The 24975-nt window shown below is 67.6% G+C and carries 22 protein-coding genes and 1 pseudogene; 12 read left to right on the top strand and 11 right to left on the bottom strand.

Features of this window, described 5'->3' with window-relative positions; all coding sequences use genetic code 11:
- Window positions 1-135: 135 nt before the first annotated feature.
- Window positions 136-618 (bottom strand): MSMEG_0572/Sll0783 family nitrogen starvation response protein, encoded by a 483-nt coding sequence (locus ASF34_RS10205; RefSeq protein WP_018041839.1) that lies wholly within the window; start codon window positions 616-618, stop codon window positions 136-138.
- 354 nt (window positions 619-972) lie between these two features.
- Here ASF34_RS10205 and ASF34_RS10200 point away from each other — a divergent pair, with 354 nt between their 5' ends.
- The 11 genes from ASF34_RS10200 to mnhG all read left to right on the top strand — a co-directional run bounded on the left by ASF34_RS10200 (window position 973) and on the right by mnhG (window position 11633).
- Window positions 973-2433, top strand: coding sequence for an aminotransferase-like domain-containing protein (locus tag ASF34_RS10200; RefSeq protein ID WP_056160880.1), 1461 nt, complete (start codon window positions 973-975; stop codon window positions 2431-2433).
- 265 nt (window positions 2434-2698) lie between these two features.
- A complete protein-coding gene (gene gntA, locus ASF34_RS10195; protein ID WP_056147696.1) occupies window positions 2699-3421 on the top strand; it encodes a guanitoxin biosynthesis heme-dependent pre-guanitoxin N-hydroxylase GntA in 723 nt (240 codons plus the stop codon).
- Window positions 3402-4067 carry a DUF1989 domain-containing protein gene (locus ASF34_RS10190; protein WP_056160877.1) on the top strand — a complete coding sequence of 222 codons (666 nt, stop codon included), beginning with the start codon at window positions 3402-3404 and terminating at the stop codon, window positions 4065-4067. Before gntA ends, ASF34_RS10190 begins: the two co-directional genes overlap by 20 nt.
- Before the next feature lie 33 nt (window positions 4068-4100).
- On the top strand, window positions 4101-4817 hold the full coding sequence (rnhA, locus tag ASF34_RS10185) for a ribonuclease HI (protein WP_056160875.1): 717 nt from the start codon (window positions 4101-4103) through the stop codon (window positions 4815-4817).
- Window positions 4818-4831: 14 nt separating this feature from the next.
- On the top strand, window positions 4832-5395 hold the full coding sequence (locus tag ASF34_RS10180) for a DNA-3-methyladenine glycosylase (RefSeq protein ID WP_082473256.1): 564 nt from the start codon (window positions 4832-4834) through the stop codon (window positions 5393-5395).
- A gap of 197 nt (window positions 5396-5592) precedes the next feature.
- Entirely contained in the window at window positions 5593-8523 is a 2931-nt protein-coding gene (locus tag ASF34_RS10175) for a monovalent cation/H+ antiporter subunit A (RefSeq protein WP_056160873.1), read from the top strand.
- Window positions 8523-8891 (top strand): Na+/H+ antiporter subunit C, encoded by a 369-nt coding sequence (locus tag ASF34_RS10170; protein ID WP_018041828.1) that lies wholly within the window; start codon window positions 8523-8525, stop codon window positions 8889-8891. The genes ASF34_RS10175 and ASF34_RS10170 overlap by 1 nt, the downstream gene beginning before the upstream one ends.
- A complete protein-coding gene (locus tag ASF34_RS10165) occupies window positions 8888-10495 on the top strand; it encodes a monovalent cation/H+ antiporter subunit D (protein WP_056160871.1) in 1608 nt (535 codons plus the stop codon). Before ASF34_RS10170 ends, ASF34_RS10165 begins: the two co-directional genes overlap by 4 nt.
- On the top strand, window positions 10492-10983 hold the full coding sequence (locus ASF34_RS10160; protein WP_018041826.1) for a Na+/H+ antiporter subunit E: 492 nt from the start codon (window positions 10492-10494) through the stop codon (window positions 10981-10983). The genes ASF34_RS10165 and ASF34_RS10160 overlap by 4 nt, the downstream gene beginning before the upstream one ends.
- 27 nt (window positions 10984-11010) lie before the next feature.
- Window positions 11011-11295, top strand: coding sequence for a K+/H+ antiporter subunit F (locus tag ASF34_RS10155; protein ID WP_018041825.1), 285 nt, complete (start codon window positions 11011-11013; stop codon window positions 11293-11295).
- Window positions 11292-11633, top strand: coding sequence for a monovalent cation/H(+) antiporter subunit G (mnhG, locus tag ASF34_RS10150; protein WP_018041824.1), 342 nt, complete (start codon window positions 11292-11294; stop codon window positions 11631-11633). The genes ASF34_RS10155 and mnhG overlap by 4 nt, the downstream gene beginning before the upstream one ends.
- Window positions 11634-11644: 11 nt before the next feature.
- Here the strand turns inward: mnhG and ASF34_RS10145 are convergent, their stop codons facing one another.
- Complete coding sequence (locus ASF34_RS10145; RefSeq protein WP_056160868.1) at window positions 11645-13396, bottom strand: monovalent cation:proton antiporter-2 (CPA2) family protein; 1752 nt, start codon at window positions 13394-13396, stop codon at window positions 11645-11647.
- A gap of 69 nt (window positions 13397-13465) precedes the next feature.
- Window positions 13466-14404: a pirin family protein gene (locus ASF34_RS10140; RefSeq protein ID WP_056160867.1), complete on the bottom strand. Its 939-nt coding sequence runs from the start codon at window positions 14402-14404 to the stop codon at window positions 13466-13468.
- 438 nt (window positions 14405-14842) lie between these two features.
- Between ASF34_RS10140 and ASF34_RS10135 the strand changes: the two genes are divergently transcribed.
- The gene (locus tag ASF34_RS10135; protein ID WP_056160864.1) at window positions 14843-17035 is read left to right on the top strand and encodes a transglycosylase domain-containing protein; all 2193 of its coding nucleotides are present in this window, start codon (window positions 14843-14845) and stop codon (window positions 17033-17035) included.
- 31 nt (window positions 17036-17066) lie between these two features.
- Here the strand turns inward: ASF34_RS10135 and ASF34_RS22750 are convergent, their stop codons facing one another.
- From ASF34_RS22750 to ASF34_RS10100, 8 genes and pseudogenes are all read right to left on the bottom strand, one after another.
- Window positions 17067-17378 (bottom strand): hypothetical protein, encoded by a 312-nt coding sequence (locus ASF34_RS22750; RefSeq protein WP_156465690.1) that lies wholly within the window; start codon window positions 17376-17378, stop codon window positions 17067-17069.
- Between the two features lie 132 nt (window positions 17379-17510).
- Window positions 17511-18506: a TIGR03808 family TAT-translocated repetitive protein gene (locus tag ASF34_RS22225; protein ID WP_082494130.1), complete on the bottom strand. Its 996-nt coding sequence runs from the start codon at window positions 18504-18506 to the stop codon at window positions 17511-17513.
- A 730-nt stretch (window positions 18507-19236) separates the two neighbouring features.
- Window positions 19237-19491, bottom strand: coding sequence for a BrnA antitoxin family protein (locus ASF34_RS10130; protein ID WP_018041818.1), 255 nt, complete (start codon window positions 19489-19491; stop codon window positions 19237-19239).
- A gap of 29 nt (window positions 19492-19520) precedes the next feature.
- Window positions 19521-19751: a hypothetical protein gene (locus ASF34_RS10125; RefSeq protein WP_018041817.1), complete on the bottom strand. Its 231-nt coding sequence runs from the start codon at window positions 19749-19751 to the stop codon at window positions 19521-19523.
- Between the two features lie 307 nt (window positions 19752-20058).
- Window positions 20059-20987: pseudogene (locus ASF34_RS23760) on the bottom strand (DMT family transporter).
- Between the two features lie 24 nt (window positions 20988-21011).
- Window positions 21012-22280: an arsenic transporter gene (locus tag ASF34_RS10110; protein ID WP_056147736.1), complete on the bottom strand. Its 1269-nt coding sequence runs from the start codon at window positions 22278-22280 to the stop codon at window positions 21012-21014.
- Window positions 22281-22323: 43 nt separating this feature from the next.
- On the bottom strand, window positions 22324-23466 hold the full coding sequence (locus ASF34_RS10105) for a metallophosphoesterase (protein WP_056160858.1): 1143 nt from the start codon (window positions 23464-23466) through the stop codon (window positions 22324-22326).
- A 131-nt stretch (window positions 23467-23597) separates the two neighbouring features.
- Window positions 23598-24920 (bottom strand): MFS transporter, encoded by a 1323-nt coding sequence (locus ASF34_RS10100; protein WP_056160857.1) that lies wholly within the window; start codon window positions 24918-24920, stop codon window positions 23598-23600.
- Window positions 24921-24975: the final 55 nt, after the last annotated feature.

Here is a 24975-nt window from a genome sequence, read left to right as displayed (position 1 = left end):
CCCTCTCCCCTCTGCGGGAGAGGGTGGCCCACGAAGTGGGTCGGGAGAGGGGAGCGCCATCTCCGGAGAGGTTGCCCCCTCTCCCGCCTGCTCCGCAGGCACCCTCCCCCGCAGAGGTGGGAGGGTCGTCCTGTCTCACACCGTCCAGGTGTCGATCACCACGGCGTTGTCGCGCTTGTGCAGGAGGACGAGGTCGAGGACGTCGGTGGGGGCGATGGGGCGGATACCCTCGATCAGCGAAGGTTCGCCGTGGCCGTAAAGGGCCTGGAGCGCGAAGCGGCAGGCATAGACCTTGCCGCCTTCGGAGAGGAACTTCACGATCTGGTTGTTCATGTTCATGTGGCCGGGGAAGGCCTCGTCGCCGAGCGTCGGGAAGCCGCGCTGGACGCCGAGCGTCACGCCCGGCCCGTAGAGCAGGACGGAGGTCTCGAACCCCTTGCGCAGCAGACGGGTGGCCTGCAGCAGGTTCACGAAACCGATGGAGCCCTCGAACGCCACCGTGTGGAAGGTGACGAGGGCCTTCTGGCCCGGCTCGGCCTTCACGTCCTCGAAGACCTTCTCTTCGTAATCGACGAAGTAATCGCCTTTCTTATGGTGCTCGGCACTGACGGCTGGCATCGGAAACACTCCCTGATATCGCGATGTCCGCCGCGATCATTGCCGGCGACGGCCTATCAGGGGATGGCAATCCGTGTGCCAGCGTCGAAGACAATGCGATCCAGCCAATTCCACGCTGGGCAATTCATACAATCATGCAGTCAATACGCAGCGAGATGCGCCATCTCTCTCGCTCGCGATAATGCCTAAAAACCGAACACCGGATGCATAGATGCTGGACACATGCATCCGGATACTGCCGACTTATTTGACTGTATTGACTGGAATTCCATGCGGAACCAACTCAGGGGTTCGGCGGCACGACGATTGCTATCCATACAATCCAACATGGGATGGATATTGACTGGATCTGCGATGGCAATCGGACGAGGATCGAGGAAGCCGGGCCGCAGCGCCGGGCCGACGACGAGCCCATCTCCGCCGCCGGACGGCTGGACGCCGGATCTCGGGCGCTGGGGCAAGCCGCATTACCTCGCCATCGCCGAGGCCATCGCCGACGATATCCGCACCGGACGGCTCGCCGTCGCCGAACGCCTGCCGCCGCAGCGCGCGCTCGCCGAGCGGCTGGAGCTGAACTTCACCACCGTGGCGCGCGGCTATGTGGAGGCGCAGCGCCGTGGCCTCGTGGAGGCGAGGGTCGGCCAGGGCACGTTCGTGGCCGGTCCGGCGATGCCGGTGCCGGCACCCAGGATCATGGCCCCGCGCCGGCACGGCCCCGTCGACTTCACCATGAACCTGCCACCCGAACCCGACGACCCGGCCCTGCTGGCACGGATGCAGGGCGGCCTCGCTTCAGTCTCGGAGGACCTGCCGAACCTGCTGCGCTACCAGGGCTTCGGCGGTACCCCCGAGGACAAGGACGCGGCGATCGAATGGCTGCGCCGCCGCGGCCTCGAAGCGTCCCGCGACCGCCTGCTGATCTGCCCCGGCGCCCATGCCGCCATCGGCGCCGTGATGAGTCTCGTGGCGCAACCGGGTGACACGATCTGCTGCGAGACGTTGACCTATCCCGGCGCGCGGGCGCTCGCCGCCCATCTCGGCATGCGCCTCGTCGGGTTGCCCATGGATGCGGAGGGGATCGACGCCGCCGCCTTCGCGGCCACCTGCACCCGGCACGCGCCGAAGGCGCTCTACCTCAACCCGACCCTGCAGAACCCGACCACGATCACCATCTCGCCGGCGCGGCGCGCGGACATCGTCACCGTGGCACGACGCTACAACGTGGCGATCATCGAGGACGACGCCTACGGTTTCGTGCCGGTGACACCGGCGACGAGCTTCTACCAGCTGGCACCCGAGATCACCTATCACGTGGCCGGCCTCGCCAAATGCCTCGGCGCCGGCCTGCGGCTCGCCTACATGCTGGCGCCCAGCGCGCGGGCGGCGCTCCAGCTGACGGCGGCCCTGCGCGCCTCCACGGTGATGGCCTCGCCGATCACCACGGCCCTCGCCACGCGCTGGATCGGCGACGGCACCGCCGAGGCGATCCTCGCCTTCGTCCGCTCGGAATCCCGGATTCGCCAAGGCATCGCCGCCGGCATGCTGGGGCGGCACGGCGCGACCGCCGACCCCGCCGGCTTCCACCTCTGGCTATCCCTGCCCGAGGGCTGGACCCGCTCGGCCTTCGCCAGCCAGGCCCGCGCGGCGGGGATCGGCGCGGTGGCGAGCGACGCCTTCCTCGCCGCCGGCGAAGCCCCGGAAGCCGTGCGGATCTGCCTCGGCGGCCTCGCCGGCAGCGCGGAAATCGCGCAATCGCTGGAGGTGCTTGCCCATGCCCTGTCGCACTCGCCTGCGCTGGCTTCGGCTTATATCTGACGGGGCGGGACACTGATCAGCCAGCCCAAGGCAATAGCGTCAAGATGTCTCGCGAAACCCATAGGCGAATATCAAAGGATCGTCTGAAACAGTACTGATCGATTTCATCTGAGGGTGTCGATAATCCGGGACTGATCTTTTTCGAATCAATCAATCCTGTGGACAGCGACGACCTGTCCCTGCACGGGGCGGAACCTCCCCGGCGGCGATCGGTTTGCCATGTCCTCCTCGGGGCCAGCCTCGACCGACGACGATCCGGAGCCTCATGCTGTTTCCCACCGACGATTCCGTGCATCCCCTCGCGCTGAAATTCCACGCCTTCATCAAGGATCAGCCCTTCCCTTGCGTCGGCGCGAAATCCGCCCTTGCCAAGGGCCAGCTGAAGGTGCTGGTCGCCCGCGACGTCGCCTCGGGCTGGGACGACACACGGATCTATCCGGCGCTCCTCGCCTTCATCTGTCGCTATCGGGCGAACCCGAAGCTGTTCCAGAGCTTCGCCGTGGTGTTCGAGGATGCGTCGCCCCTGTCCGAGGAGCGGTTCGAGGGGCACCTCTGGGATCGCGTGCAATCCCTGTCCGACAAGGACGCTTTCCTCGGCCAGCGCTACGACAAGCGCGTGCAGGCCGACCCGGATGACCCGCATTTCGCCCTGTCCTTCGGTGGCGAGGCATTCTTCCTCGTTGGGATGCATCCCGGCGCGAGCCGGCCGGCCCGCCGCTTCTCGCATCCCGTCCTCGTCTTCAATGTGCGCGCACAGTTCGAGCAGCTGCGTGAAGAGGGCCGCTACGAGGGGCTGCGCTCGGCGATCCTCGCCCGCGACGAGGCGCTGGCCGGCTCGATCAACCCCATGCTGGCCCGGCACGGCGATGCCTCCGAGGCGCGCCAGTACAGCGGCCGCGCCGTCGGCGGCGACTGGGTCTGCCCGTTCCAGGGTCGGGCCAAGGGCGACAACGACCGCCTCGCCGAGGATGGCCGCGATGCCGCCTGACACCGCCCTCCCCCCGATCCGTCGCCAGGAAATCGCGCCCCGCAGCGGCGTCGCCTTCGAGCTCGCCAAGGGCGATCGCCTGACCATCATCGACCCGAAGGGCGAACAGGTGGCAGACCTCCTCGCCTTCTCCGTGGCCGACCGCGACGAGGTGATCTCGTCGGGCCGCACCCTCGACTACGCCAGCCGCATCTACCTCACGACGGGCGATCCGATCTATTCGAACCGCTCCAACGTCCTCCTGCGCATCGTCGAGGATACGGTGGGGCGGCACGATTTCCTGCTTACCCCGTGCTCGGCCGACACGTTCCGGATCATCTATGGCGACACACATCCGCACCACGGCTGTTTCGGCAACCTCGCCGCCGCGCTCGCGCCCTACGGCATCGAACCGGACCGCATCCCGGTGGCCTTCAACGTGTTCATGAACGTCACAGTGAACGGCGAGACCGGGGAATTGAAGGTTGAGCCGCCCCTGAGCCGGGCCGGCGATCACGTGACCTTCGAGGCCGAGACCGACCTCATCATCGGCCTCACCGCCTGCTCGGCCCTGCAATCGAACAACAATGCCTTCAAGCCGATCCATTACGAGATCCGGCCCGCAGGTGCGGCGCCGCAATCGCCCTTACCCTGCGCCTCGTGCTAGGGGCCCCGCTGCCCCGGACACGAGACCAGCGCCATGACGACCACGAAGCCCGCCCTCGCCCGCGCCGTCGCCTATGCCGATGGCGGCTGCGATCCCAATCCCGGCCCCGGCGGCTGGGGCGTGGTGATCGAGGGCCCGGAGGGCAAGGTCGAACTCTGCGGCGGTGATCGTGCCACCACCAACAACCGCATGGAACTGACGGCGGCGATCAGGGCCCTGTCACATTTCCCCGCCGGCTCGGCGATCGAGATGCGCTGCGACAGCCAGTACGTCATCAAGTCGGTGACCGAATGGATGCGCGGCTGGAAGGCGAAGGGCTGGCGCACCAGCACCGGGCCGGTGAAGAACGTCGAACTGATGCAGGAACTCGACGCCCTCAACGCCGCCCGCGACGTGAAATGGACCTGGGTGCGGGGCCATACCGGCAATGTCGGCAACGAGCGCGCCGACCGGCTGGCGGCACAGGGCCGGCGGCAGGCCCTCGGACTGGCTCCGGCGAGCGAGCCGGTTCCGTCCCCCGCCGTCCCGGCGGTGGTGCCTCCTCCGGGCGTGGCGGCGGAAGCACCGGCTCCTGCCCCCCGCACGACGCAGGTGGCGATCGATCTCGGCCTCGGCCTCGACGTGTCGCGGGGGGCCAAGCTCGCCGGCCTCACGCCCCAGGCCTTCGTCGAACGGGCGATCCGCGTGGCGCTGAAGCTCGGGCCAGACGGCATCGCCCGCGTGCTGGATGGCGGTTCCGCCAAGCCGTGAGCCTTGGGCAAGCCGTGAGCCTCGGGGCGGATTTCTATGCGCGGCCGGCGGCGGCGGTCGCCTCAGACCTGATCGGATGCCGCCTCCTCGTCTCCGGGATCGGCGGGCTCGTGGTCGAGACCGAGGCCTATGACCGGAGCGACCCCGCCTCCCATAGTTTCAACGGCCCGACCCGGCGCAATGCGAGCATGTTCGGGCCGCCGGGCCATGCCTATGTCTACCGCTCCTACGGCATGCATTGGTGCCTCAACCTCGTCTGCGAACCGGGGAGCGCGGTACTGATCCGCGCGATCGAGCCGGGCCAGGGGATCGAGACCATGCGCGAGCGGCGCGGGCTCGACGCGCTCCGCCTCCTCTGCGCGGGGCCGGGCCGCCTGTGTCAGGCCCTGGCGGTGACGAGCCTGCACGACGGCCTTCCTCTCGACCGGCCGCCCTTCCAACTGGAGCGACGGAGCGCAACGCCGGACATCGTGGCCGACCGCCGCATCGGCATCACGCGTGGGGCGGATACCCCCTGGCGCTTCCTCCTCGCGGGATCGGCCTATCTCAGCAAGCCGGTGTCGCGCCGACGGGAATAGGCCGGCGGGAACAGGGCGGAAGTGCCTTCGATGTCGCGGTAATTCCCGGAATCTCGCGGCTCTCCGCCCTCGCCACGTCTGATGTTGCAGCCTATACCGCAGCTTATCCGCGCGAGCGCTCCGCTCTTCGCTTCGCCGGGATCCCCTCCACACCCCATGGATGGCGGTCCCGCCCAACGAGGGTCTTGCCCGAGCCGATGCCGCCTCACCTGCTCCTCGCCACCGCCGCCATCCTGCCCTTACTCGGCAGTGTCGTGGCGATCTGCCTGCCGGGCAACGCACGCAACGCCGCCGCGATCGTTGCGGGTGTCGTGATGGTGACCTGCCTCGCCTGCATCGGGCTACTCTACCCCGCCGTCGCCGGCCCGGACCCCGTTATCTGGGCGGTGGACTGGCTGCCGACGCTCGGCGTCCGGTTCGTGCTGCGGCTCGACGGGCTGTCCTGGCTGTTCGCCGTCCTGGTGCTCGGAATCGGCGCGCTCGTGGTGCTCTATGCGCGCTACTACATGGCGGAAGCGGACCCGGTGCCGCGTCTGTTCTCGTATTTCCTCGCCTTCGTCGGCGCGATGCTGGGCATCGTGCTCTCGGGCAACCTGATCCAGCTCTTCGTCTTCTGGGAATTGACGAGCATCGTCTCGTTCCTGCTCATCGGCTATTGGTCCGACAACGCCTCCGCACGGGACGGCGCGCGGATGGCGCTGACCATCACGGCGGCGGGCGGCCTCTGCCTGTTCGTCGGTCTGGTGCTCATCGGGCAGATCGTCGGCAGCTACGACCTCTCGGCGGTGCTCGCCTCGGGCGACGCGATCCGCAACAATCCGCTCTACCTGCCGGCCCTGGTCCTGGTACTGGCCGGCGCGCTCACCAAATCGGCGCAGTTCCCGTTCCACATCTGGCTGCCGCGCGCCATGGCGGCACCGACGCCGATCAGCGCCTACCTGCATTCGGCCACCATGGTGAAGGCCGGCATCTTCCTGATGATCCGGTTCTGGCCGGTGCTGGCCGACACCGAGGCCTGGTACTGGATCGTCGGCACCGCCGGCATGATCACGATGCTGGTGGGCGCGTGGAGCGCGATCTTCCAGCACGACCTCAAGGGTCTGCTCGCCTATTCCACCATCAGCCATCTCGGGCTGATCACCCTGCTCCTCGGCCTCGACTCGCCGCTGGCCGTCGTGGCGGCGATCTTCCACACGGTGAACCACGCGACGTTCAAGGCCTCGCTGTTCATGGCGGTGGGCATCATCGACCACGAGACCGGGACGCGCGACATGCGCCGTCTCAGCGGCCTGTGGCAGGCCATGCCCTATACCGCCACCCTGGCGATGGTGGCCGCCGCCGCGATGGCGGGTGTGCCGCTCCTCAACGGCTTCCTGTCGAAGGAGATGTTCCTGGCGGAGGCGGTCGACAACGCGGACGGCCACCTGCTCAACCTCGCTTTGCCGGTGCTGGCGACGTTGGCGAGCGCCTTCACCATGCTCTATTCCGTGCGCTTCATCCGGCAGGCCTTCTTCGGACCCGCCCCGCACGACCTGCCGCACGCGCCTCACGAGCCGGTCCGCTGGATGCGCATCCCGATCGAGTTGCTCGTCCTCGTCTGCGTCGCCATCGGCCTCGTGCCGAACCTGACGATCGGCCCCCTCCTCGCAGGCGCGGTCCGGGCGGTCCTGGGTGAGCGGACCCCCGATTACGACCTCGCCATCTGGCACGGCTTCAACGCGCCGCTGGCGCTCAGCATGGTGGCGCTGCTGGGCGGCATCGCGCTCTATGTTGCGTTCGGGCGGCGGATCAACACCAACCCCCGCGGCGGACCCTGGCTGATGGACCGGATCGACGGCGGCTGGCTGTTCGAGCGGACCATGACCGGCCTCGTGAACGGCGCGCGCCGCCTGGAAGCCGTGCTCGGCGCCGAGCGCCTCCAGGCGCAGTTGCGCATCCTCTTCCTCACCGTGCTCCTGGCCGCCGTAGCGACGGGAGCGACACGGGGGCTCGACCTGTTCGCGCCGGGCAAGACCACGGAGTTCGACCCGGCCTTCGCGCTGATGTGGCTCGTGGGCGCGGCCTGCGCCATCGGCGCGGCGGAGCGGGCGAAGTACCACCGGCTGTCCGCCGCCATCTTCGTCGGCGGGGCGGGGCTCGTGAGCAGCCTCACCTTCCTCTGGCTCTCCGCCCCGGATCTCGCGGTGACGCAGATCCTGGTGGAGATCGTCACCACCGTGCTGCTGCTGCTGGGCCTGCGCTGGCTGCCCAAGCGCGACGCGGCGATTCCGGCGCCGGCTTGGGAGAAGACGCGGTCCCGCCGTCGACGGATGATCGATCTCGGCATCGCCGCCTTTGCCGGCCTGGGGCTCGCCGGGCTGGCTTACGCGGTGATGACCCGGCCCGCCGTCGACGGGATCGCCCGCTGGTTCATCGAGGAGGCCTACCCGCAGGCGGGCGGACGCAACGTCGTCAACGTCCTGCTGGTGGATTTCCGGGCCTTCGACACCCTGGGCGAAATCTGCGTGCTGGGCATCGTCGGCCTGACGGTGTTCGCGCTCCTTCGCCGCTTCCGACCCGCCTCCGACAGTCTGGGGCCTCCCAAGCAGCAGGTGAACCACGACGCCTATGACGATGCCCGCGAGGGCCGCGAGCTCGGCGACACCACCGCCGATGCTCTCCTCGTCCCACGCGTGGTGATGACGTGGCTGTTCCCCTTCATCGTCCTCCTCGCCCTGCACCTGTTCCTGCGCGGCCACGACCTGCCGGGCGGCGGCTTCGCGGCGGGCATCGCGCTCACCATCGCCTTCATGCTGCAATACATGGCCCAGGGCGCGCAGTGGGTGGAGGCGCGGCTTCGGATCCAGCCGATCTCGTGGATCGGCATCGGCCTGCTGGTCTCCGTCTCGGTCGGCGCCGGCTCCTGGCTGTTCGGGCGTCCGTTCCTGACCGCCTATTTCGCCTATTGGAAGCCGCCGCTCCTGGGCAAGGTCCCGGTGGCGAGCGCGCTGCTGTTCGATCTCGGGATCATGGTGCTGGTAGTGGGCGCGAGCGCGCTGATGCTCGTCGCCCTGGCGCACCAATCCCTGCGGCGCACCCGCCCCGCCGAGGCGGCGGCGGAGCGGGCCGTCGAGAAGGAGCCCGCCTGATGGAGATCGTGCTGTCCCTGGGGATCGGCGTCTTCGCCGCCTCGGGCATCTGGCTGATGCTGCGTCCCCGCACCTTCCAGGTCGTGCTCGGCATCTCGCTGCTGAGCTACGCCGTCAACCTGTTCATCTTCGCCATGGGCCGGCTGACCGTGGGCGCGCCGCCGGTGCTCGGGGCAGGGGCCGACATCGTCTCCGTGGACGATCCGGTGCCGCAGGCCCTGGTCCTCACCGCCCTGGTGATCGGCTTCGCGCTCACCGCGCTCTTCCTCGTCGTGCTGCTCGCCGCCCGCGGCATCACCGGCAGCGACCATGTGGACGGCCGCGAGCCGCACCTGGCGGAGCCGAATCCAGAGAACCCGCATCCATGAACGCCACGGTTCTGAATGCCCCCCTGGTCAGCGACTGGACCGACCATCTCGTCGTCCTGCCCATCGTTCTGCCGATCGCGGTGGCCGGGGCGATGTTCCTCATGGACGAGCGCCGGAGTCGGCTGAAAGGGGCACTCAGCCTCGCCACGGTGCTGGCCCTCCTCGGCATATCCCTCATCCTCGTCTGGCGCGCGAGCGAGGCGGCGCAGATGTACCGCCTCGGCAACTGGGCCGCGCCCTACGGGATCGTGCTGGTGGCAGACCGGCTCTCGGCCCTCATGCTGGCGCTCGGCAGCGTGCTGGGCCTGTGCGCCCTGGTCTTCTCCTTCGCCCGCTGGGGCCGGGCGGGGCCGCGCTTCCACGGCCTGTTCCTCCTCCTCCTGATGGGCGTGAACGGCGCCTTCCTCACCGGTGACCTGTTCAACCTGTTCGTGTTCTTCGAGGTGATGCTGGCCGCCTCCTACGGTCTCGTCCTGCACGGATCGGGCGAGACGCGGATAAGGGCCGGCCTCGGCTACATCGCGGTCAACCTCGTCGCCTCGCTGTTCTTCCTCGTCGGCGTCAGCCTCATCTACGGCACGATGGGAACCCTCAACATGGCCGACCTCGCCCGGCGGCTCGCCGCGCCGGAGGCGGGGGAACTCGCCCTGTTCGAAATCGGCTGCGCGATCCTCGGCATCGCCTTCCTCATCAAGTGCAGCGCCTGGCCGCTCGGATTCTGGCTGCCCACCACCTACGCGGCGGCGAGCGCGCCGGCGGCCGCGATTCTCGCGATCCTGAGCAAGGTCGGCATCTACGTGGTGGTGCGCCTGAGCCTGCTGCTGTTCGGGGCCGGCCTGTCGGAGGGGTTCGGACAGACCTGGATTCTCGCCACCGGGCTCGCGACGATGGCCTATGGCGCCATCGGCATCCTGGCGGCGCGCGACCTCACGCGGGCGGCGGGCTATGCGGTGATGATCTCGTCGGGCACGGTGCTGGCGGCTTTGGGGAGCGGCAATGACGGGGCGCTCTCGGGCGCCTTGTACTACCTCCTCGGCTCCACCCTCGCGGCGGGCGCCCTGTTCCTGCTGGCCGAGATCCTCCAGCGCGGCCGCGACCCGCTGGAGGCCGCCCAGGCCGTCTTCGCCGACGAGTACCGCGACCCGTTCGACGATGCCGACGCCACCGAGATCGGCCGGGCGATCCCGGCGGCGGTGGCGCTCCTCGGGAGCGGCTTCCTCGTCTGCACGCTGATGTTGGCGGGGGTTCCCCCGCTCTCCGGTTTCGTCGGCAAGCTCGCGATCTTCACGGGGCTCACCACGGGCACGATGACCGCGTCCGCCTGGTGGCTCATCGCCGCGCTGACCCTGTCGAGCTTCGCCACGCTGATGCCGATGGTGCGGCTCGGGATCAAGAACCTCTGGGTTCCGAGCGACGACCCGCCGCCGGTCCTGCGCCTCTCGGAATTCACCGCTCTCGCCGGCCTGCTCGCCGCCTGTGTGGCGCTCGCCGTCTGGGGCGGCCCGGCACTCGCCTATGCCGACGAGACCGTGCGCTGGCTGGCCCAGCCGCAGGATTACGTTCGCGCAGTCCTCGGGCCGACGCGGGAAGGCGGTGGATCGTGAGCCGCCTCCTGCCCTACCCCATCCTGTCGGCCTGCCTCGCCGCGACCTGGCTCTTGCTGAACGCGCCGCTCTCCCCGGGCAACGTCCTTCTGGCGCTGCTGGTCGGCCTCACGGTTCCCGCCGTCATGCTGGCGCTGCGGCCTCCCTCGGTGCGGGTGCGGGCGCCCGGCATCCTCGCGCGGCTCGCCGTGATCGTGCTCTACGATATGGTGCGCTCGAACATCGATGTCGCCCGCATCATCCTCGGGCTTCGCGGGGGCGAGCGGCGGACCGGTTTCGTCACGATCCCCCTCGACATGCGCGCGCCGTTCGGTCTCGCAATCCTGTCGATCATCCTCACCGGCACGCCCGGCACCCTCTGGGTCCAGTACGATTCCGACACGGGCTGCCTGCTCATCCACGTGCTCGACTACACGGATGGCGAGGAATGGGTGCGGCGGGTGAAGGACCGCTACGAGCGCCCCCTGATGCAGATCTTCGCCCCATGATTTTCTTCATCCCATGAGGTTCCTCCCATGAGCGCCAACACCGTTCTCGACTGGGGGCTCGGCTTTGCCCAGGGGATGCTGGTTCTCGCCATGGCGCTCGCCGCATGGCGGATGCTGCGCGGCCCCCGCGCGCAGGATCGCATCCTCGGTCTCGACACCCTCTATCTCAACGGCATGCTGGCGGTGGTGGTCCACGGCATGCGCACCGGCAGCGGCCTCTATTTCGAGGCCGCCCTGATCCTCGGCATGATCGGCTTCACCGCCACCGTGGCGCTGGCGAAGTTCCTGATGCAGGGCGAGGTGATCCAGTGAACGGCGCCGAATTGCCCGTCTGGGCCGCGTGGCTGGTGGTGGCGCTGGCGATCGTCGGCGCGGGGTTCTCGCTCACCGGCGCCTTCGGCCTCATCCGCCTCCGGACGTTCTACGAGCGCGTCCATGCCCCCACCTTGGGCGCGACACTGGGCATGGCGCTGATTCTCATGAGCTCGATGCTGCTCCTGTCCCTGATCGAGGGCCGCCTCGTCCTGCGCGACGCGCTAATTGGCGTGTTCCTCACCGTGACGACCCCGGTGACGTTGCTGCTCCTCGCCCGCGCGGCGGCGCAGCGCGACCGCCAAGAGCGCAATCCCGACGCTCCGCCGGAGGTGTGAGACCCCACGCCTCAGGCCTCCACCGCATTCCCCCGAATCAGGTCGCGCCCGGCATAGATCCCGCCCACGGTCTCCATATCGAGCCGCTCGGCATCGCGGCGGCGGACTTCGGCCATGACTGCGCTGGCGGAATCCGGCTCGTCACCGATGGCCAGGAGCGCCTGCTCGCCGAAGGCCAGGGCGGATTCCAGCGTCTCGCGAAGCTGGTAGGCGACGCCGGCATGGATGAGCTCGATCGCGTGCTCGCGGTCGCGGGCGCGGGCGAGGACGGGCACGAGGGGGAACTCGGCCTTCGCCAGTTCGGCGATGCGCCGAGCGGCCTCGCGGTCGTCGATGCAGATCAGGATCGCCCGTGCCGTGGCGGCCCCGGCCGCGTGCAGGATGTCGAGACGCGTGCCATCGCCGTAATAGACCTTGAAGCCGAATTGTTCGGCGACACGGATATAGGCGGGGTTGGTGTCGATGATCGAGACCGAGCAGCCGCGCGAGATCAGCGGCTGGCTCACCACCTGCCCGAAACGGCCGAAGCCGATGATGAGGGCGCTGCCCACGAGGTTCTCCGGCACCTCGACACCCTCCGTGGAGACCGAGGCCTTGGGGCCGAAGCGGTCGAAGGCGATCACCATCAGCGGCGTGAGGGCCATGGAGAGGATGATCGTCGCCGTCAGGATCGCGTTGGTGGTGCCGTCGATGATGCCGGCGCTCGCGGCGGCGGCATAGAGCACGAAGGCGAACTCGCCGCCCTGAGCCATCAGGGCCGCACGCTCCATCGCCTCGGGATGCGAAGCGCGCAGGAGGCGGGCGACGGCGTAGATGACGACGCTCTTCACCACCATGTAGGCGGCGACGCTCGTGAGGATGAGCGCCCAGTTCGCGGCGATGACCGTGAGGTCGAGGGACATGCCCACGCCGAGGAAGAACAGGCCGAGCAGGATGCCCCGGAACGGCTCGATATCGGCCTCCAGCTGGTGCCGGAAGCTCGATTCCGAGAGGAGGACGCCCGCCAGGAACGCGCCCATGGCCATGGACAGCCCGCCGAGCTGCATGGCCAGGGCCGAGCCGAGCACGACGAGGAGGGCCGCCGCCGTCATCACCTCGCGGGCCTTGGCCGCGGCCAGCAGGCGGAACAGCGGGTTGAGCAGCCAGCGCCCGGCCGCCACCAGGGCGGCCACCGACCCGAGGGCGACGCCGATGCCATAGACGCGGTCCATCGTGCCGGTCGCCTGCCCGCCGGGGGCCAGCAGCGCGACGATGGCGAGGAGCGGCACGATGGCGAGGTCCTCCAGCAGGAGGATCGCCACGATGCGCTGGCCCTTCGGCGTCGAGAGCGACCCGCGCTCTTCGAGAAGCTGCATGACGATGGCGGTGGAGGTGAGGACGAAGCCGGTGCCGGCCACGAACGCGATGGCAGGCGAGAACCCCATGGCGATGCCGACGAGCATGAGCGCGGCGATGCAGACGCCGACCTGGGCGAGGCCGAGGCCGAAGATCTCGCGCCGCATGCCCCAGAGCCGCGACGGCTCCATCTCCAGCCCGATGATGAACAGGAACATCACCACGCCGAGTTCCGCCACATGCAGGATGGCTTGGGCATCCGAGAACAGGCCGAGGCCGAACGGGCCGATGGCGAGCCCCGCCACGAGGTAGCCGAGGACGGAGCCGAGGCCGATCCGCTTGAACACAGGCACCGCGACGACGCCGGCGGCGAGCAGCGCCACGACCTGGACGAGTTCACTCGCGGCACCGGATGCTTCAACAGCCATGATGTCGACATGTCCTCTCGGAGGGGATTCGCGGGCGAGGCCCCATCGGCCCCGCCCGGTTTTCACGCATCAGGGGTAGCGCACGGGCGGAGGCGATTCGGGTAAGGGGATGAACTCGGATTCGCCGGGCACGGTGTCGAACCGGGCCTGGCGCCAGTCCTCCTTGGCCTGCTCGATCCGCTCCGGCCGCGAGGAGACGAAGTTCCACCAGAGATGGCGCGGCCCGTCCATGGGCTCGCCGCCCAGGACCATGAAGCGCGCGGCCTCGGTGGCCCGCACGCTGATGCGGTCGCCGGGATTGAAAACGAGGAGCTGGCCGGGGCCGAACCCGTCGCCGGCAATGTCGATGGCGCCGGAGACGGTGTAGATCGCGCGCTCGTCATAGGTCGGGTCGAAGGGCAGCACGGCGCCGGCCTCGAGCATCACGTCGGCATAGACCATCGGGCTCGACGTCCGCACCGGCGATCTGGCGCCGAAGGCCTCGCCGGCGATCAGCCGGACGATCTTGCCCTCGCCGGAAAGGATCGGCAGCGCATCCGCGTCGTAATGTTCGAAGGCGGGGGCGGTCTCCTCGTCCTTGCCGCTGAGCGCGACCCAGGCCTGAATGCCGAACAGCTTCGAGCCGGTCCGGCGCAGCCCGGCGCCGGTCCGCTCCGAATGGGTGATGCCGCGACCGGCCGTCATCCAGTTGAGCTCGCCCGGACGGATCGGCAGTTCGGTGCCCAGGCTGTCCCGGTGCATGATCTCGCCGTCGAACAGGTATGAGACGGTGGAGAGGCCGATATGCGGATGCGGCCGCACGTCCATGCCCTGGCCGAGCAGGAACTCGGACGGCCCCATCTGGTCGAAGAAGATGAAGGGACCGACCATCCGGCACTGCGTCGACGGCAGGGCCCGCCGGACGGAGAACGAGCCGAGATCCCGCGAGCGGGGAACGATCAGGGTCTTGATCGCGTCGCAGGAGAAAGGATCGCCCGGAGCCGGGTCGTCCGCACTGTGCCAGCTCATCGCCCGTTTCCCTTCTGCTCGGTCCGACTCAAATGTATCGCGGCTCACAGGGCAAGCTCGGCCTGGATCCACACGACCGTCTCCATCGGCCCTCACGATCGGGCCGGGAAATACGCTCGCATGGGGCACCAGGTCTTGAAGAAAGCCGGCATGTCCGCACCGGCATCGTTATCCGGCCCATTCGAGCGGAATGAAATAGAAACGATGGAAACCGATCGTTTCCGGAAACGCATTTTCCGGTCTTGGTCGTGGAGACTGCGGGTGAGGTTCAAAGAGCGGCAATCACGATTCAAGCCGCCACGGCCGAGCGGTTAACATTCCGCTATGATCTCAAAACCCGAAAACGATCCGGGTTAGGAACCCTTAAACCCGCCGTATTTACCGTGCGGTACCTGAGCCTCTCGGATCACGAGGCGCTCACAGGTTCAGACGAAACGCATGGCGAACGGACGCAAGGGACGCGGGCGGGAGGAGCCGAACTTCGACGTGCCCGAAGGGCGCATCGGTGGGCGCGGCGACCTCGACCTACGGCTCAGCGGCGACGATCGCGCCGGAGGCGGTGTGGGCAGACGCGCGACGAGCAGCAACGGCCAGGGCGAAGGCCCCCGGCGCCCCTCGGCGCGGGCCAAGGCACCGGCCCGCAAGCCGCGCCGGCGCTCGTTCCTGGGCGGTCTCTTCTATGGCACCCTCGTGCTCGGCCTGTGGGGCGTCATCGCCATCGCGGGGCTGGTGGCCTACCACGCCTCGCAACTGCCGCCGATCGACCAGCTCGCCGTTCCGAAGCGCCCGCCCAACATCGCGATCCTGGCCAGCGACGGCTCGCTCCTGGCCAATCGCGGCGAGACCGGCGGACGGGTGGTGAGCATCGGCGAGTTGCCGCCCTATCTGCCGCGCGCCTTCGTGGCGATCGAGGACCGGCGGTTCTACAGCCATTTCGGCGTCGACCCGGTGGGCATCGCCCGCGCCGTGGCCCAGAACGTCACCCGCCGCGGCGTCTCGCAGGGCGGATCGACCCTGACGCAGCAGCTCGCCAAGAACCTGTTTCTCACGCCCGAGCGCTCCGCATCGCGAAAAATCCAGGAGGCGATCCTCGCCCTGTGGCTGGAGCACCGCTACACCAAGGACGAGATCCTCGAACTCTACCTGAACCGGGTCTATTTCGGCGCCGGCGCCTATGGCATCGAGGCCGCCGCCCAGCGCTATTTCGGCAAGCCCGCCAAGGCGGTGACGCTGGCGGAAGCCGCCATGCTCGGCGGCCTCGTCCAGGCGCCCTCGCGTCTCGCGCCCAACCGCAACCTGCCCGCCGCCCAGGCGCGGGCGGCCCAGGTGCTCGCGGCCATGGAGGAACTCGGTTTCGCCAAGCCCGCCGAGGTGAAGCTGGCGCTGGCGACACCGGCACGGCCGGCGAGCAGCCGTGGCGGCGGCTCGGCCAATTACGTGGCCGATCTCGTCATGGACGTCCTCGACGACTTCCTGCCGAAATTCGACACCGACATCGTCGTCACCACCACCGTCGACACCCGCCTTCAGGGCGCGGCCGAGAAGGCACTGGTGGACGAGCTGAACCAGAAGGGCTCGCGCTACAACGTCGCCCAGGGGGCCGTGGTCTCGATGAGGCCGGACGGCGCGATCCGGGCGCTCATCGGCGGGCGCGATTATTCCCAGAGCCAGTTCAACCGGGCCACCACCGCCAAGCGCCAGCCGGGCTCCTCGTTCAAGCCCTTCGTCTATCTCGCCGCCGTGGAGCGGGGCCTGACCCCGGACACCGTGCGCGACGACGCGCCGATCAGCATCAAGGGCTGGAACCCGGAGAACTATTCGCGCGACTATCGCGGGCCGGTTCCCTTGCGCGAGGCGCTGGCGCTGTCGCTCAACACCGTGGCCGTGCGCCTCGGCCAGGAAGTCGGCCCGAAGGCGGTGGTGCAGGCGGCCCAGCGCCTGGGCATCTCCTCGCCGCTGCAGGCCAACGGCTCACTGGCGCTCGGCACCTCGGAAGTGACCCCGCTGGAAATGGTGGGCGCCTACGCCGCCTTCGCCAATGGCGGCACGGGCGTGAACCCCTACGTCATCGCCAACGTGAAGAGTACGACGGGCAAGGCGCTCTACCAGCGCAAGGACACCAATCTCGGCCGGGTGATGAATGCCGAGACCGTCTCGATGATGAACGCGATGATGCACGAGACCTTCGTCTCGGGCACTGCGAAGAAGGCCGAGGTTCCGGGATGGGACCTCGCCGGCAAGACCGGCACCAGCCAGGATTTCCGCGATGCCTGGTTCATCGGCTACTCGTCGACCCTCGTCACCGGCGTCTGGCTCGGCAACGACGACGGCGAATCCACCAAGAAGGTCTCCGGCGGCAATCTGCCCGGCGAAATCTGGAAGACCTACATGACCGTCGCCCTCAAGGGCCAGACTCCGACGATGCTGCCCGGCGCCAACCATTGGCGCAACCGCGCCCCGGCGGAGGTTCCCGCCACCACCGGCACCGCACCGGGAGGCCTCATCGGCGCCCTCCTCGGAGAGCCGCAATCCGCCGCCCCGCCGCCCCGCGTCGCCGCCAACCAGCGCGCCCGCGGGCCGAGCCAGGACGACCGGAATTTCCTGGAGAAGCTGTTCGGCGTGGGGGAATAGGCTCTTGGTCGCCTACTCCCCCACGCTTCGATCAGACCGTCTTGGGAATTACCTTGTTTCTAAAGAATGAGAAACGAGTCGTGATCGGATCGGCGTTCCCACCGACATCCGGCGCGCCGGGCCGGCGGACCAGAGGTCCGAACGTATTGTTCGGCGCTCCAGGAACGTTGGGAACATTGGTTGCCTCGACTCTTGTGATTGCCGCGTTGGTCGCACCAATAATGACGTTCTCGCTGACTTCTGCATACCCTCTGGGATCGTCGTCAGCGTAGCCGATGCCAACCGGGCAATTTTTAAGTAGATTACCATACACCAATGCCGCGACCGTATTTTGATCGCGCACTACTCCCGTCGTCGAATTATATGACCCGGAGATCGTCAATGCGACACCGGAGAACGCACAATTTTCGATAGTGTTTCCGCTGACTACGACGTCACAACTCACTGTGATGCCGTTCCCTCCAGTGGTGATCGTTTACTGGGTTGCAGGATCGCGCGATGGCGATGCCCACTGGTCAAACGTTTTTTGAGTCACATTTTTCAGTGTATTTCCAGAAATTGTAGTGCGGCGACTCCCTTTGTTGGGATTTACGACCGTAATACCTTGTCCGGCATCGAAGATCGTATTTCCCGACACCACGATGCCCTCATAAAGCGCTCCGCTTTCGTCGGGCGCCTCGACGAAAATTGCGGTTTCTCTAGCAAGACTTACTTGATTGTTGCAAATAATTGAATTCGAGCTTTGACTAAAGCGCATTGCAGAGTAGTTGCATCCAATCACGTTATTTTCACTTGCGGTAACGTTGTTGCTTTGATAAACAAAGATTGCGTTTCCAAATTCACCTGATCCGCCGCTACTGTTTCGCACGCCAAAAATTTTATTGGATCTCACGATGGTGCCGTCAAACGCTTGATCAGCCCGCCAAATTACAACACCATTGTATTTGCTATCGCGTATATAATTATCAGAGACGATCAGCCCTGCGGATTTGTTGGAATATACCGAGACCCTACAATCATAAAACTCGTTATTGTTTATCAGCCCCGCGGTTTGAACAAGATCGATGCCAGATCGTTCCGATCGACTGATGAAGCAATCCTTGATGGTCAGTCGGTCAGCATTGACACAACGGATAAGGCCCGGCCGCGTAAGGCCACTAGAAAAAGGTTTATTTTCTCCATCGAGATTGATGCCTTCAATGGTCACATCGGAAATCCGGCTGCCTGAAACTCCAGACTGAACGGTAATATAGAAACAGTTGGCGCCAGACGAAGTGATTGTCACGGAGCCCTTCATGGCAAAAATCTTAACCTTGTCGTCGATCCTGAGGCTTGTGACACTGTACGAACCAGGGCCAATATAGAGAGGTTTTTGGGCGGCAATTGCCTGGTTGATCGCCGCCTGCAACGTGTCGGTGCCTGCAGCCGTCGAATATACGATCAAGTCGCTCTGAATTTCGATCTTCGGCATTGAACTTGGCCCTGCTGTGATCCACGGTCACCCGATCGGCGACCAGGAAATAGGAATATAGATCTTTTTAGGATGAAAGTCACGAAAATTCGAAGGTACAGCGCGCGGCCCGCGCCCTCACCCGCGACACAATCGGATCGAGGAGAACGTTTCACTTTTCCGAAAAAAATGCGGGCATCCGTTCGCGCGCAGAATCGCGCCTGGGCCGACGCAAGCCCGGCTTGCAGTGGGGCCGCCTTCTCGGAAGGAGGCACTCACTGAGGTCATCACCAACGATGCTCTTTCCACGGGCGGGGTATAGGTGCCCCCCCGGCGGCCGGTACCGCACCGACTCGTTGCTGGGGTCAGGCACCGTGTCCGCCGTCTTCAACTCCGGGCTCTCGGATACCTCCGGAGCCCGGCGGATTGCCGCCGTTCGGACGCTCGTGCTGACGCCCTATCTCACCAACTCTCCTGCGATGTCCGAAGCCAACCGATCCCGGTCGGCTGCATCGATAAAGGTTTTTATTCCTATTTGCGCTATTGAATCGGCAAGCCGTGCCCGCTCGTTTCTCGAACGAGGTCCGACCGCCTCATCCTCGGCGAACGATCGCAAGGGCGGCTTCCGGTTGTCAGAGTGGCGACCGGTCCGAATCCGGGCGATGACATCGGATGTCGGGCTTGGTGGCCGCCCGCACGGAGCACCACCCCGGCTCGTCGAACGCTTGACATCGATCGAGCGGATGCCGGATCAGATCCCGGCGATGCCCTTCAGCGCCGCGTTGATCCGGTCCTGCCAGCCTGGGCCGTCCTTCTGGAAATGCTCCAGCACGGCACGGTCGAGGCGCAGGGACACCATTTCGCGGGCGCCGGGCGGGCTGAGCGGCGCGGCGGGGGCGCGTTCGACGGGTTTGGGAGTGTCGGGCGCCTTGGTGGTGGCGGCCTTGAAGGCGGCTTCCGCCGCCTGGCGGGGGTCGCTGGCGCGACGGGTCCGATCGAATGCCATGGGTCGGTTTCCTGGTAAGGCTGTCTGGCTCAGCTCGCGGAGCGCTTGCGTTTGGGGGCCGGCGCGGGAGCGGCAGCCTTCTCCGCGGCCTCGGCGGCTTCCTTGGCGAGGCGAAGGGCGCGCAGCTTCACGGTGCGCTCGTCAATCTCCTTCACCGATTGCAGATGCTCCGCCATCGCCTGCGCGCCTTCCTTGGCCATCCGCTCCGCGCGCTCGGCGCGCTCTTCGGACCGGGTCCTGGCGTCGGTTTCGTCGCTCATCGTCGTCCTTCCTGGCTCCCCTCGCCCCGCCGCCCGCGCAACGACCGCATCATTCGCCAGGGCGGAGGCGGCAGCGGCGGATGAACCGCTCGTGCCCGCTCGCGCGGCGCATCATGTCGACGATCGAGACGAGTGCCGGCGGACGTGAAATTCCGCGATCGGCGGCGAGGAAGGGTGATCCACACACCCTTCGCACGGGACCGGCTTCAGGCGGGATCGCCGGGACATAGCACGTCCGGGCACCAAAAAGCGAACCCTGGCAAGGACTCGCGGGGGTCGCGCAGGTAAATCCCGGTGGATGTCCCCGTCAAAACGCCGCGATGAGGACGATTCCGGCCACCATCAACGCTGCGCCCGCGATCCGTGCCTTGCCGACGCGGTGCTTCGGCATCCCGAGCCAGCCGAAATGGTCGATGGCCAGCGACGTCAGCAGGTTGGCGGTGATGAGCAGCCCGTTGAAGGCGCCGGCCCCCACCTTGTCGACGAAGAGGAGGCCGCCGAACACCGCCACCGCCCCGGCAATGCCGCCGAGCGGCGCCCACCACGGCATTCCCGCGAGGTCGTCGCGGGTCGGGAGCGGGACCGGACGGATCGCCAGCATCGCGACGAAGACGAAGACGATCGGCAGGAACGAGACCGCCGCCGCGAGCCACGGATTGACGAGCGCGCCGCGAAGCGCCGCGTTCATGGTGACGCCGATGGCCTGAAGGGCGCCGGCGACGAGGATGAAGGGATAGAACAGGGGGCCGGTCATGAGCGTGGGATCTCCATCGGTGCGGACGGGAGGCCTCAGAACCGGGCGATGAGGACGATGCCGCCCACCATCAGGCCGCCGCCGAGGAGGTGCAGCAGCCCCTGCGGGTTCGCCTGCATGCCGAGCCAGCCGAAATGATCGATGGCCAGCGATGTCAGGATGTTGGCGGTGATGAGCAGCCCGTTGAACGGCCCGGCTCCGACCTTGTCGACGAAGGCGAGGCCGCCGAACACCGCCACCGCTCCGGCGAGCCCGCCCAACGGTGCCCACCACGGCATGCCGCCGAGCTGTTCCAGGCGGGGCAGCGGCGTCGGCATCACCACGAACAGCGTGACGAAGACGAACACGATGAGCGAGAACGAGACGGAGGCCGCGAGCCACGGATTGACCAGGGCCACGCGCAGGCGCGCGTTCATGGAATTGCCCGCCGCCTGAAGCGCGCCGGCGACCAGTATGAAGGGATAGAGCAGGGCCGCGTTCATGTCGGGTAGTCCTCGGAATGGGGATCAGTGCAGGAGGAGCAGGCCGGCCAGGGCGAGGATGAGGGCCGGTGGCATCACCAGCAGGCCGAGCTTGAGGAAGCGCCAGAAGCCGACATCCTCCCCTTCGCGGCGGATGGCGGTGAGCCACAGGATGGTGGCGAGGGATCCGGTCACCGACAGGTTGGGCCCGAGATCGATGCCGATGAGGATCGCCCCGGCGACCTTCTCGGAGACGTCGGCCTGCTGCACGGCCGCCCCCGCGATCAGGCCGGCCGGCAGGTTGTTGACGAGGTTGGAGAGCACCGCCACCAGGGTTCCGCCGCCCCAGGCCGCGGCATCGGGCGAGGCTTGTGCCGCCCGCTTGAGGTGATCGGCGAGCAGGGTCAGGACACCGGTCTTCTCCAGGGCCTCGACCAGCACGAACAGCCCGGCCACCAGGGGCAGCACGCCCCAGGACACGTCCTTGACGACCTCCACCGCTCCGCCCCGCTTGATCGCGAGGACGAGGAGCGTGGTGGCGAGGCCGGCGACGAAGGTCGGCAGGCCGAGTTCGAGATCGTAGGCCGAGGCGGCGATGAGGGCCCCGGCGGTGGCGACGATGCCGAGACCGGCGACCTTGCCGGTGCCCGAGAGCGGCGTCGCCTCGACGTCCCGGGCGAGCAATTGCTGCCGCAGGACGGAGTTCTGGGTCAGGCGCAGGACGATGTAGGTGGCGACGATGGCCAGGATCGAGGGCAGCGCGAACCGCGCCAGCCATTCGCTGAGCGGCGGCATGTGCGCGGCATAGACGACGAGGTTGGCCGGGTTCGAGATCGGCAGCACGAAGCTCGCCGCATTGGCGATGAAGGCGCAGATGAAGAGGTAGGGCAGCGGCTCGGCCTCCGCCGCCTTGGCCGCGGCATAGACCGCCGGGGTCAGCACGACGGCGCAGGCATCGTTGGAGAGGAACACCGTGACCACGGTACCGACGAGGTAGACCAGCAGGAACAGGCGCGTCGCCGACCCCCTGGCCTGGCGCACGGCGATGCCGGCGAGCCAATCGAACAGGCCCTCCTTCCTGGCGATCTCTGCGAGCAGCATCATGCCGACGAGGAACAGGTAGACATCCGTCCCCTTGCGCACGCCGTCCCAGGCCGCTTCCGGCGAGATCAGGCCCAGCACCAGCAGCGCCCCGGCTCCGAGCACGGCCCAGACCGCCTCCGGCCAGGCGAAGGGCCGGGTGATGACCCCGATTGTCGCCAGTCCGGCGATGATCCAGGTCGCCAGATGCGGCGTCACGGGGAGTGCGAACATGGGCGGGCGAAATCCTGTCAGGGTCGAGGGAACGGCGTGACGACTACCAGTGTCGGCCGTTCCGATTGGGTCCGAGCTGGGTACCGAGGAGGCCCTTCTCGGGCCAGGCGCCGATGGAATCCGCGTCGCTGCCGATCCCCTTCGAGACCGGCAGCCGGTACCGGTCGGTGGCGGGCTCCACCACGTCCCGCCCCGTGCCCCCGGCCGCGTCCGAGGCCCGCACGGTGAGGCTGTGCGCCGCCGCGTCCCAGGGGATCGCCGCACGGTAACGCCGGTCGCCGTCGGCGCGGGTCATCGCCTGCCACGGCCCGCCATCGACGCTGACCTCGCAAGCGGTGACGGCGGAGGCGCCGAGGACGAGCGCGCGTACCTCCACCGTGTCGCGCACCCGGTGCCCGTCGTCATGGGCGAGGCGCCGGTCGGCGGGGGCGGTGACGAGGACGAAGGGCCAGGGCTCGGCCAGCTCCTTGAAGCGCCAGCTGACGACGCCGCCATCGATCGCGGCGATGGCATAGCCGACCGGCCCTTCCTCGACCTGCCCGGTGGAGCGCGTGGCCGCGAAGATGGTTCGGCCGTCATTGGCGAGCTCGTTGTAATGGGTGTGGCCCATTTCCACGAGGCGCACGCGCGACTGCGAGACGAGATGGCCGACGCGGGCGGCCTCGCCCTCGCCTTTCAGGTCTGCGGGGTAGCTGTGCATGAACAGGGCGCAGTCGAGACCGTCGCGCTCGGCCAGCTGGATTTCGCCTTCGAGCCAGGCGAGCTGTGCGTCGCCCAGGCGGAAATCCGGACCGCCGGTTCCCGGCCCGCACATGTCGAGGAAGAGGCAGCGGATGCCGGAGATGTCGGTGGCGTAGGGAAGTGGCCGTGCGCCGAGGCCGGCATGGAAGGCATCGAGGCTGCCGCCCTCCATGTCGTGATCTCCCGTGATGACATGGACGGGGAGCGGGAATCCCAGGAGGCCCTGGCGGACGAGGGCATATTGCTCGGGCAGCCCATTCTCGGCGTTGTCGCCGGGCAGGTACGCGAAATCGAGCCCCTCGACCGCGCCGAGCTGCGCGACGATGGCGAGGAAATCGCGGGCGTTCTCGAGATGCCCTTCGGTGAGGTGCAGATCGCCGATATGGGCGAAGGCGAGGATATCGTCCCGTGCGCTCGCGGGATGGGTCATGGCGGGATGGGTCATGGCATGTCTCGCTTCACGGCCCGTCATGTGACGCGCCCGGCCCCGGTTCGAACGGGCGGGGTGACGAAGAAGGGGGGCGTCGTCTGAAAACTCGGAGGGTTTGGTCGGCTTCGGTCCTGCCGGACGCGCCGTCAGGCGGGGGAGACCGCCATCGCCTCCGACCCGCCGGAGCCCGGGGGCTTAGAGGCCGTTTTCGGCGGCTCGAACCCGTAGGTCTCCGGCATGGCCACGAGGTAGAGGACGAACCCCGCCGCCGCGATTGCCGCCAGGACCAGGAACGCCGTCGAATAGCCCGCCGACACGATGATGAGACCGGCCAGCGTCGCCGAGAACGAGGCGCCGAGCCCCTGCGTCGTCGCGACGGCCCCCTGCGAGACGTTGAACCGTCCGGTGCCTCGGGTGAGGTCGGCGACGACGATGGGGAAGAGCGCGCCGTAGATGCCGGCACCGATCCCGTCGAGGAGTTGCACGGCGACGAGGTAGAACGGGTTGTCCGAGAAGGTGTAGAGCACGCCCCGGATGGCGAGCACGCCGAAGGCCACGAGGAAGATCGGCTTGCGCCCGATCGCGTCGGCCTTGGCGCCGACGAAGACCGCCACCGGCACCATGACGAACTGGGCGGCCACGATGCAGACCGAGATGAGCGAGGTCGCGCTCTCCTTCCCCGAAAGCTTGGTCAGCAACTGCCCCACCGAGGTCAGCATCGCCGCGTTGGACAGGTGGAAGATCGCGGCCAGCAGGGCGAACAGCATCAAGGTGCGGTTCTGCAGCAGGGCCTTGATCCCGGATGCCTGTTCGCCGCCCTCCCCCGCCGTCTCGTCGAGGCCGCGGGCGAGGTCGTCGTCGATGTCCTTGGCCGGCACCATCAGCATGGCCCCGACGCTCAGCACCGCGAGCACGGCCATCAGCCAGAACACCACGATGGGTCCGAAGAAATAGGCCGTCGAGCCGGCAATGGCCGCCGAGACCGCGTTGCCCGCATGGTTGAAGCCCTCGTTGCGGCCGATGCGCTTGGAGAACATCTTCGGCCCCACCACGCCGAGGGTGATCGCGGCGAGCGCCGGCGGGAACACCGCCCCGGCGATGCCGGCGACGGACTGGGTCGCGGCCACCAGATAGAAATTCGTGACGAAGGGAAGGAGCAGACAGCTCGCCGTGACCGCCAGCGCCCCGGCGATGACGATGGCGCGCTTGTGGTTGGTCCGGTCGATCAGCGCCCCGGCCGGCGTCTGCGCGATCAGCCCGGCAATGCCGGCGATCGTCATGATCATTCCGGTCGTCGCCTCGTTCCAGCCCTGGTCGGGACCGCGCACGGCGATGAGATAGATGGCGAGATAGGGGCCGAGCCCGTCACGGACGTCGGCGAGGAAGAAGTTGAGGGCATCGAGCCCGCGCAGCGTCCGCTGCGACGGGGCGCGACCCCGATCCTGGTCGGCGGCGGGCACGCTCGTCATCCGATCGATCTTTCGAAGCAGGTCATGAAGGGGACCGATCGGCGCGTGTCACTGG

It is taken from the genome of Methylobacterium sp. Leaf106, from assembly GCF_001422895.1.
Lineage (GTDB): Bacteria > Pseudomonadota > Alphaproteobacteria > Rhizobiales > Beijerinckiaceae > Methylobacterium > Methylobacterium bullatum.
The sequence above is the reverse complement of the archived record's forward strand: the minus strand, read 5'-3'. Positions and strand labels throughout refer to the sequence as shown.

Excerpts from the sequence above, each read along its gene's own strand:
- ASF34_RS10110 (WP_056147736.1), bottom strand. The coding sequence starts at position 22,280 with ATGTTCGCACTCCCCGTGACGCCGCATCTGGCGACCTGGATCATCGCC.
- ASF34_RS10140 (WP_056160867.1), bottom strand. The coding sequence starts at position 14,404 with ATGAGCTGGCACAGTGCGGACGACCCGGCTCCGGGCGATCCTTTCTCC.
- gntA (WP_056147696.1), top strand. The coding sequence starts at position 2,699 with ATGCTGTTTCCCACCGACGATTCCGTGCATCCCCTCGCGCTGAAATTC.
- ASF34_RS10135 (WP_056160864.1), top strand. The coding sequence starts at position 14,843 with ATGGCGAACGGACGCAAGGGACGCGGGCGGGAGGAGCCGAACTTCGAC.
- ASF34_RS10155 (WP_018041825.1), top strand. The coding sequence starts at position 11,011 with ATGAGCGCCAACACCGTTCTCGACTGGGGGCTCGGCTTTGCCCAGGGG.
- ASF34_RS10165 (WP_056160871.1), top strand. The coding sequence starts at position 8,888 with ATGAACGCCACGGTTCTGAATGCCCCCCTGGTCAGCGACTGGACCGAC.
- ASF34_RS10130 (WP_018041818.1), bottom strand. The coding sequence starts at position 19,491 with ATGGCATTCGATCGGACCCGTCGCGCCAGCGACCCCCGCCAGGCGGCG.
- ASF34_RS10200 (WP_056160880.1), top strand. The coding sequence starts at position 973 with ATGGCAATCGGACGAGGATCGAGGAAGCCGGGCCGCAGCGCCGGGCCG.
- ASF34_RS10125 (WP_018041817.1), bottom strand. The coding sequence starts at position 19,751 with ATGAGCGACGAAACCGACGCCAGGACCCGGTCCGAAGAGCGCGCCGAG.
- ASF34_RS10145 (WP_056160868.1), bottom strand. The coding sequence starts at position 13,396 with ATGGCTGTTGAAGCATCCGGTGCCGCGAGTGAACTCGTCCAGGTCGTG.
- ASF34_RS10205 (WP_018041839.1), bottom strand. The coding sequence starts at position 618 with ATGCCAGCCGTCAGTGCCGAGCACCATAAGAAAGGCGATTACTTCGTC.
- ASF34_RS10190 (WP_056160877.1), top strand. The coding sequence starts at position 3,402 with ATGGCCGCGATGCCGCCTGACACCGCCCTCCCCCCGATCCGTCGCCAG.
- ASF34_RS10175 (WP_056160873.1), top strand. The coding sequence starts at position 5,593 with ATGCCGCCTCACCTGCTCCTCGCCACCGCCGCCATCCTGCCCTTACTC.
- ASF34_RS10105 (WP_056160858.1), bottom strand. The coding sequence starts at position 23,466 with ATGACCCATCCCGCCATGACCCATCCCGCGAGCGCACGGGACGATATC.
- ASF34_RS10100 (WP_056160857.1), bottom strand. The coding sequence starts at position 24,920 with ATGACGAGCGTGCCCGCCGCCGACCAGGATCGGGGTCGCGCCCCGTCG.
- ASF34_RS22225 (WP_082494130.1), bottom strand. The coding sequence starts at position 18,506 with ATGCCGAAGATCGAAATTCAGAGCGACTTGATCGTATATTCGACGGCT.
- rnhA (WP_056160875.1), top strand. The coding sequence starts at position 4,101 with ATGACGACCACGAAGCCCGCCCTCGCCCGCGCCGTCGCCTATGCCGAT.
- ASF34_RS10170 (WP_018041828.1), top strand. The coding sequence starts at position 8,523 with ATGGAGATCGTGCTGTCCCTGGGGATCGGCGTCTTCGCCGCCTCGGGC.